We start from the raw sequence: 5,731 nt of genomic DNA, 5'->3' as shown, positions 1-5,731 counted from the left end.
CCGGTCACAGGCGCACAGTGGAAGCAGCGCGCCCCGTGCCGCCCGGGTCGGGTGGCACGGGGCGCAATTCACGGCACAGCGGCGTCGCGAGTCGGTCGTGGGATGGCCACCCGGGTCCGCGCGGAGTCGTACCTTCGGGTGATGGTCGAGGGCTGAACGGTCACGGCGGCGCATTCGTACCGGGTGACGTACGGCCCCTAAACTTGACTAGTTCCAGATAGCTGGTCACACTTCCGGCCGTGGCCACGACTCTGGACTTCCAGCAGATGCTGCGCGGGGCCGCGTTGCGCGTGACCCGTCCTCGGGTGGCGGTGCTGAACGCGGTGCACACGCACCCGCACGCCGACACGGATTCGATCATCGGTGCCGTGCGCAGCGATCTCCCCGAGGTGTCCCACCAAACCGTGTACGACTCTCTGCATGCGCTGACGGCCGCGGGTCTGGTGCGGCGCATCCAGCCATCCGGCTCCGTGGCCCGTTACGAGTCGCGGGTCGCGGACAACCACCACCACGTGGTGTGCCGGTCATGCGGGCTCATCGCCGACGTCGACTGCGCCGTCGGCGAGGCGCCCTGCCTGACCGCGTCCGACGACAGCGGCTTCTCGATCGACGAAGCCGAGGTCATCTACTGGGGCCTGTGCCCCGACTGTTCCACCGCAGACAATTCCTGATCCCCCGATTGCCACCTCACGGAAGGAACCACTTGTCCGAGAACCCGATGTCCGAGCACCACGACGCCATCGTCCACGACGCGGAGGCGGGGAGCGAGTCCCGCTGCCCGGTCGCACACGGACGCGCCCCTCACCCGACCGAGGGCGGCGGCAACCGCGGCTGGTGGCCGAACAGCATCAACCTGAAGATCCTCGCCAAGAACCCCGCCGTGAGGAACCCCCTCGGTGCGGAGTTCGACTACGCCGAGGCGTTCTCCAGCCTCGACCTTGCCGCCGTGAAGCAGGACATCGCGGACGTCCTGACCACCTCGCAGGACTGGTGGCCGGCCGACTACGGCCACTACGGCCCGTTCATGATCCGGATGGCGTGGCACAGCGCGGGCACGTACCGCATCAGCGACGGCCGTGGCGGCGCCGGCGCCGGCATGCAGCGCTTCGCGCCGCTCAACAGCTGGCCGGACAACGCGAACCTCGACAAGGCGCGGCGCCTGCTGTGGCCGGTCAAGAAGAAGTACGGCCAGAGCATCTCGTGGGCCGATCTCATGATCCTCGCCGGCAACGTCGCCCTGGAGTCGATGGGCTTCAAGACCTTCGGCTACGCCGGTGGCCGGCCGGACGTCTGGGAGCCCGACGAGGACATCTACTGGGGTCCCGAGACCACGTGGCTCGGTGACGAGCGCTACACCGGCGACCGGGAGCTCGAGAACCCGCTCGCCGCGGTCCAGATGGGCCTCATCTACGTCAACCCGGAGGGCCCGAACGGCAACCCGGACCCGCTCGCCTCGGCCCGCGACATCCGCGAGACGTTCTACCGCATGGGGATGAACGACGAGGAGACGGTCGCGCTGATCGCCGGCGGGCACACCTTCGGCAAGACCCACGGTGCGGGCCCCGCGGACCACGTCGGCCCCGAGCCGGAGGGCGCCTCGATCGAGGAGCAGGGCCTGGGCTGGAAGAACAGCTTCGGCACCGGCAAGGGCGGGGACACGATCACCAGTGGTATCGAGGTCACCTGGACCACGACGCCGACGAGGTGGAGCAACAACTTCTTCGAGAACCTCTTCGGCTACGAGTGGGAGCTGACGAAGAGCCCGGCTGGTGCGCACCAGTGGAAGCCGAAGGGCGGCGCGGGTGAGGGGACCGTCCCCCATGCCCACGACGCGTCGAAGCGGATCGCCCCGAACATGCTGACGTCGGACATCGCGCTCCGGGTCGACCCGATCTACGAGCAGATCTCGCGGCGCTTCCTCGCCAACCCGGACGAGTTCGCGGACGCCTTCGCCCGGGCGTGGTTCAAGCTGACCCACCGCGACATGGGCCCGATCCAGCGCTACCTCGGCCCGGAGGTCCCGGCCGAGACGCTGGTGTGGCAGGACCCCGTCCCGGCGGTGGACCACGAGCTCGTCGACGCTGCGGACGTCGCCACCCTGAAGGCCCAGATCCTCGCCTCCGGGCTGTCGGTGTCCCAGCTGGTCTCCACCGCGTGGGCGTCGGCATCGACGTTCCGCGGCGGCGACAAGCGCGGCGGCGCCAACGGGGCGCGCATCCGTCTCGAACCGCAGAACGGCTGGGAGATCAACAACCCCGACGAGCTGGCGCAGGTGCTGCGCACCCTGGAGGGGATCCAGGAGGCGTTCAACGCGTCCCAGACCGGCGGGAAGAAGGTCTCGCTCGCCGACCTGATCGTGCTCGCCGGGTCTGCCGCCGTCGAGCTGGCCGCCAAGAACGCCGGCGTCGCCGTCGAGGTGCCCTTCGCTCCGGGACGCACCGACGCGTCCCAGGAGCAGACCGACGTGGAGTCCTTCGCGGCGATGGAGCCGACCGTGGACGGGTTCCGCAACTACCTCGGCAAGGGCCACCGCCTGCCGGCGGAGTTCCTCCTGGTGGACAAGGCGAACCTGCTGACCCTGAGCGCGCCCGAGATGACGGTCCTCGTCGGGGGCTTGCGCGTCCTGGGTGCGAACTACAAGCAGTCGCCGGTGGGCGTCTTCACCACGACCCCCGGGTCGCTGACCAACGACTTCTTCGTCAACCTGCTCGACCTGGGCACGGCGTGGAAGGCGACGTCCGAGGACGCGAACACCTTCGAGGGTCGTGACCTCGCCACCGGCGAGGTCAAGTGGACCGGCAGCCGAGCCGACCTCGTCTTCGGTTCGAACTCGGAACTGCGCGCGCTCGCGGAGGTCTACGCGAGCGACGACGCCCGCGCGAAGTTCGTCAACGACTTCGTCGCGGCGTGGGTCAAGGTCATGAACCTCGACCGGTTCGACCTCGCCTGATCCTGAGACGTCCAGGTCGGCCCGTGCGGGCCGACCTGGACGTCCCCGGTCCGGTGACCGGTCCCGCTGGCGGCTGGGGCGACGTCGGCGCGGGCCGCGTGGTGCCCGGGCGCGGACGCGAGTTGCTTGGCGGGAACCAAACCAGGCAGCACCGGCCGCCGCAAAGCTCAGGGGCGACTCACGCGCATCCACGCCCGCATCGCGCACCTGCGCGCCCAGACCGTCCACCAACTGTCGTACTGGGCCGTCACCAGGCTTACCGTCGAAGACCTGAACGTCGCCGGCATGACCCGGCTGCGCACGCTGGCCCGGCCGGTGTCCGACGCCGGTACGGACGACCTCGGGCGGATGCTGGCCTACAAGGCCCGCTGGTACGGCTGCGACCTTGTCGTGCTGACGGCAGTTTGTTCTTCGTCGCCGGCTACATCTCCGACCGCCGGACACGCCGACCCGGTAGACGTCCGAAAGATCTCCGGAAGTTTCGGCCGTGTCGGCTGGTTCTGGATCACTCAACAGAGGCTTCCATCGGCCGATTCCGCACTCGATCGGCTCTGCATGGCTATCGGCCAGCCCAGATGCCTTCTCGAGAGATCCTTAGCCGAGGCTACGTTTCCGAAAGCTTTCCGAAAGTCGTTGACAACGGGACGGCATCAGTCTGACACTTTCGCCATCGACACATCTCAATCGATGTCGACCCTAGTCACCCGCGACGACCGGCCAACCGCCCGCCGGCGTACGACGCCGACACCCGGTGGCCGTCACCCGGCCGCCGGCACCCCCGCCGGGTCGCATGACGCCGCCTGGCCCCCGCGCCAGCCTTCACGAGGAGGAGTCACGCACATGAACGACGCCCCCGCCCACCCGAAGAGCCGCAGCCGCGGCCGCACCAGGCTACTCATCGGCAGCGCCTGCGTCGTGGCGTCGCTGGTCGCGGCCACAACGGCGCTGCCCGGCATCGCCCACGCGGCCATAACCTCAAATCAAACCGGCACCAATAACGGCTACTTCTATTCATTCTGGACCGACAGTCCCGGGTCGGTCTCCATGGAACTGGGATCTGGCGGCAATTACAGCACCTCGTGGCGCAACACCGGGAATTTCGTTGCCGGTAAGGGCTGGAGCACCGGTGGACGCAGGAGCGTGACCTACTCAGGCAGCTTCAATCCGTCGGGAAACGCATATCTGACCCTGTACGGGTGGACGAGAAACCCGCTCGTGGAGTACTACATCGTCGACAACTGGGGCACCTATCGGCCCACGGGAACGTACAAGGGCACAGTCACCAGCGATGGCGGTACGTACGACATCTACCAGACGACGCGATACAACGCGCCCTCCATTGAGGGTACTAAGACCTTTAATCAGTACTGGAGTGTCCGCCAGTCGAAGAAAACGGGCGGAACCATAACGTCCGGCAACCACTTTGACGCATGGGCCCGTAACGGAATGAATCTGGGCAGCCATGATTACATGATCCTCGCAACCGAGGGATACCAAAGCAGCGGGAACTCCAACATCACGGTGGACGGCTCCGGCGGCGGCGGTGGCGGCGGCGGCGGTGGCGGCGGCGGCGGTGGCGGCGGTGGCGGCGGCGGTGGCTGCACGGCGACCCTGTCCGCGGGCCAGCAGTGGAGCGACCGCTACAACCTCAACGTCGCGGTCTCCGGCTCCAACAACTGGACCGTGACGATGAACGTCCCCTCCCCCGCGAAGATCATCAACACCTGGAACATCAGCGCCAGCTACCCCAGCGCCCAGGTACTGACCGCCAAGCCCAACGGCAACGGCAACAACTTCGGTGTCACCATCCAGACCAACGGCAACTCGACCTGGCCAACGGTCTCCTGCAGCACGAGCTGACCCCCGGACACCCGAAACACCGCACCTGTGGCGCGGCGGTCATGGCCGCCGCGCCGCACTACTGCCGGCCGGCGGCCGCCAACCGCGACCCAACACGGCTATTCCATCAAACAAGTTTGATGTATGTTGCTGTCATGGCGTCGCCGAATCAAACCGCCCCGGCGTTCGTGCGCCTGGCCGCCCATCCGCTACGGTGGCGACTCCTGACCCAGCTCGCAGACAGCGACTACCGGGTCCGGGAGTTGACGACACTGGTGGGCGAGCCGCAGAACCTCGTCTCCTACCATCTGCGACTGCTGCGTGACGGCGGTCTGGTCACCTCCACCCGCAGCAGCTTCGACCGCCGCGACAGCTACTACCACCTCGATCTGGACCGCTGCGCACAGGCGCTGGCCGACACCGGCGCCGTGCTGCACCCGGCGCTGCGCCGGGAACCCGCACCGCACAGAACCCCGGTGAACCTGCGGCACTCGCCCCGCGTCGGCGTGCTGTTCGTGTGCACCGGCAACAGCGCCCGCTCCCCGATTGCCGAGGCCCTGCTACGCCACCGCACCGGCGGCCGGGTCGAGGTGGCCAGCGCCGGCACCCGGCCCAGGCCCCACCTTCATCCCACCGCCGTACGCGCGCTGCGCGACGAGTTCGGTGTGGACATGACCGGCCAGCGTCCCCGGCACGTGGACACGGTGACCGGCCGCCGGTTCGACTACGTGATCAGCCTGTGTGACAAGGCCCGCGAGGACTGCCCTGACTTTCCGGAGCATTCCCGGCGGGCGCACTGGAGCATCCCCGACCCGGCCGCGGCCGGCGACACCGACCGGGCCAGTTACCCCGCCTTCCAGCACACTACGGCCGACATCGACACCCGCATCAGGCACCTGCTGCCCGTCCTCACCGCCGCCCGCGCTTGACGGAGGTTCAGCC

At 68.3% G+C, this 5,731-nt stretch carries 4 protein-coding genes; all 4 read left to right on the top strand.

The features are described 5' to 3' along the window. Positions 1–266 precede the first annotated feature (266 nt). The 4 genes from Pme01_RS30570 (at position 267) to Pme01_RS31615 (ending at position 5,718) form a co-directional block, all read left to right on the top strand. The gene (locus Pme01_RS30570; protein WP_205864510.1) at positions 267–671 is read left to right on the top strand and encodes a Fur family transcriptional regulator; all 405 of its coding nucleotides are present in this window, start codon (positions 267–269) and stop codon (positions 669–671) included. Positions 672–718: 47 nt separating this feature from the next. Beyond that, positions 719–2,950, top strand: a complete 2,232-nt coding sequence (gene katG, locus Pme01_RS30565) for a catalase/peroxidase HPI (protein ID WP_168118336.1) — start codon at positions 719–721, stop codon at positions 2,948–2,950. Between the two features lie 840 nt (positions 2,951–3,790). Next, complete coding sequence (gene xynA / locus Pme01_RS30560) at positions 3,791–4,810, top strand: endo-1,4-beta-xylanase XynA (protein ID WP_168118335.1); 1,020 nt, start codon at positions 3,791–3,793, stop codon at positions 4,808–4,810. Between the two features lie 134 nt (positions 4,811–4,944). After that, on the top strand, positions 4,945–5,718 hold the full coding sequence (locus tag Pme01_RS31615) for an arsenate reductase/protein-tyrosine-phosphatase family protein (protein WP_168118333.1): 774 nt from the start codon (positions 4,945–4,947) through the stop codon (positions 5,716–5,718). The last annotated feature ends 13 nt before the right edge of the window (positions 5,719–5,731 follow it).

Source organism: Planosporangium mesophilum, from assembly GCF_016863255.1.
GTDB lineage: Bacteria > Actinomycetota > Actinomycetes > Mycobacteriales > Micromonosporaceae > Planosporangium > Planosporangium mesophilum.
This window is presented reverse-complemented; position numbering and strand designations above follow the sequence as displayed.